This is a genomic window from Natrinema soli (assembly GCF_028618695.1).
Map to the genome: position 1 here is coordinate 1 of NZ_JAQIVI010000075.1, position 2,558 is coordinate 2,558.

At 66.3% G+C, this 2,558-nt stretch carries 3 protein-coding genes; 2 read left to right on the top strand and 1 reads right to left on the bottom strand.

Features of this window, described 5'->3' with window-relative positions:
* A partial coding sequence (locus tag PGX04_RS04800) for a M48 family metalloprotease (RefSeq protein ID WP_273737461.1) occupies positions 1–1,031 on the bottom strand: 1,031 nt, incomplete at its 3' end.
* Between the two features lie 450 nt (positions 1,032–1,481).
* Here PGX04_RS04800 and PGX04_RS04805 point away from each other — a divergent pair.
* Both PGX04_RS04805 and PGX04_RS04810 read left to right on the top strand, forming a co-directional pair.
* Positions 1,482–2,264, top strand: a complete 783-nt coding sequence (locus tag PGX04_RS04805) for an NAD(P)/FAD-dependent oxidoreductase (protein ID WP_273737462.1) — start codon at positions 1,482–1,484, stop codon at positions 2,262–2,264.
* Between the two features lie 100 nt (positions 2,265–2,364).
* The coding region (locus PGX04_RS04810; RefSeq protein ID WP_273737463.1) for a hypothetical protein at positions 2,365–2,558 on the top strand (194 nt) is incomplete at its 3' end.

Sequence of the window (2,558 nt, forward strand, 5' to 3'; positions counted from 1 at the left end):
CTGATCGCCTCGCGACCGGCCTCCCGGGCCGCGTACGCGTCCGCCCGGAACTCCTGCCAGCGCGCGAGGCCGCCCAGCAGGACGACGTGATAGACCGCGTACAGCGCCATGAACGGGACGAAGAAGCCGACGAAACCGAAGCGCTCCTCGAGCCCGCCGAGTCCGAACCGCTGGACTCCGAGGATCCAGGCACCGAAGACGGCGACCGTCAGCAGGCCGCGCTGCCAGAGGTGGCGGCCGGCGACGTGGCCGAACTCGTGAGCGAGGATCGCGCGCAGTTCGTCGTCGTCGCACTCCGCGAGCAGGTAGTCGGTCAGGAAGACGTATCGCAGTCCGGGAACCGTGCCCGCGACGAGCGCGTTCGCGGTCTTGGTGGACTCGCCCTCGAGCAGGAACAGTCCGCGGGGCCTGTAGCCAAGCTCCGTACAGAGCCGTTCGACGCGCTCGCGGCGCTGCCCCTCGAGCGGGACGCGATCCCGAACAATCACGATCAGATACGGCGAGAGACCGAAGCTGGCGAAGACGATCGCGCCGAGGGTGGCAACGAGCACGGGGGTCGACGACCCGACGACCGAAATGACCGCGAGGAAGCCCCCGACCCCGATTATGGCCGAGCCGACGGCGACCGCCATCACCGTGAGCACACCTTTCGCGACCCGCCACATCGACGCCGACGTCTCCCGCAGCGAGCGAACCGTGGGGTACGTGCCGAGCGCCATCGACACGATCGGAACGGTGACGATCCCGAAGGTGACCACGATGAGTGTACCGAACTCGAGGAGAGCGATGCCGAACAGTTCGACGCCGCCCGTCCCGACGGCGGTAGCCGCCCGGTCTATCAGTCCGAGGGAGTAGCCGGCCAGAATGGCGACGACCGGCAGTCCGAATCCGCCGACCTGCTGGACGCGATTGAGTCGGTGCAAGCGGTCTTCGATCGGTTCGTCCATCGCCTCGACGCGGCGGGCGTACGCTCGAAACCCGAGGAACGGGCCGATCGCGAGAACGAGGACGAACGCGACAGCGGCGAGCATAGACGTCGATTCGATATCGCAGATAAAAATAGTGTTGTCACCCTCACACGATTCGGAGCCGTAATTCCTGCTGTGAGTCTGTAGCCAGAATCGGTCGGCGATATCCGCTCGGTAGCAATAATTTACGTATTGCTCCAAATTGGTCACCCGGAAGCGGTGGCGCGCGCTGTGCCGCGGTGAATGCCAATGAACCGCGGCACGACGCTGCGCGAGGGATGAGTGAGCGACGTCAGGAGCGAACGAATCGGCTGGGGAGGGCGTGGCGATTCCCTGTTGCCACGGTAGCAGAACGCTTCGTCTCACTCATTCTCACCAAAACCCACTGCTCCATTCACAACTGTCCCGTGCGCGAACCGATGGGAGACAGCGAGCACGAACATGTCGGAAATAGGAAGCGCGAACAGACAAAAGACGGCAACCTTCTATACCCGCGGCCGGCAACGAGCGAGCATGCGAGACGTTTGTATCGTCGGCGGGGGCGTCGCCGGCCTCGCCGCCTCGATCTTCACCGCCCGCGCGGGACTGGACACCCTCGTCATCAGCGAGGGACCAAGTCCCTCGAGTAGCCGGACGCAGTCCGGCGACGACGGGGGCGAATCGATCCTCAAGCGCAACGCCAGCCTCGAGAACTATCCCGGCTTTCCCGAGGGCGTCGACGCGCGCCGCTACCTGCGCCTGAGCCGCGAACAGGCCCGCAACGCCGGCGCCGAGTTCGAACTCGGTCGGGTCACGAGCACGGAACTGGTCGACGAGACTGCTCTCGAGGCCGGCTTCGTCCTCGAGACCGAGGGCGACGACCCTCTCGAGGCGCGGCGGGTGATCGCGGCCTCGTGGTCTGACAGCGAGTACCTCGTCCCGCTCGACGTGGGTCGCATCCAGCGCGGGAGCAAACACTTCGTCGACACCGACGAGGCCGGGCGGACGGCGGTCGACGGCGTCTACGCCGCAGGCCGACTCGCAGAGGAGCCCCATCAGGCGATCGTCGCGGCCGGCCACGGCGCGAAGGTCGGCCTCGCCGTCATCCACGATTCGGACACGAACTTCTACCACGACTGGGTCGCGCCGGAAGGCTACTTCACCGGCCGCGACCGCGAGGTGCCGCCGGGGTGTGAAGAGATCGACGATGCGGAACGACGGGAACGAGACGAAAAAGCGAGAGCCCGCATGCTCGAGGCCTTCGAGGAACCGCTCGACGAGGAGCCGACGATGCACCCGAGCGTCGAACGAGACTGAGCACCAGCATCCGCGTCAAATCGTCGTTTTCACGAACCGGACCGCCCCCCGTGAGTTAACACGGTCCGCGTCGAACTCCCGTACTGGTTCTTTCGCGACGATGAACGGGACGAATCGACGGAATCCGGAGCAGCGATCGCTCGCCACGGCCGCGGAACGGGACGCCCTCGGTGCCGCGACCGGATACGCTCGAGCGCACGGCCTCGCGACGCCAGCCGAGGCTGCCTATCTCGAGGCGCTCGAGGAAGCCCGCTGCGAGATTCTCCACCGGTTCGTTCGCGGCGTGCTTCGCGG

What these genes read in the sequence shown, in the direction of transcription:
- PGX04_RS04805 (WP_273737462.1), top strand. Translation starts at nt 1,482, where the DNA reads ATGCGAGACGTTTGTATCGTCGGCGGGGGCGTCGCCGGCCTCGCCGCC.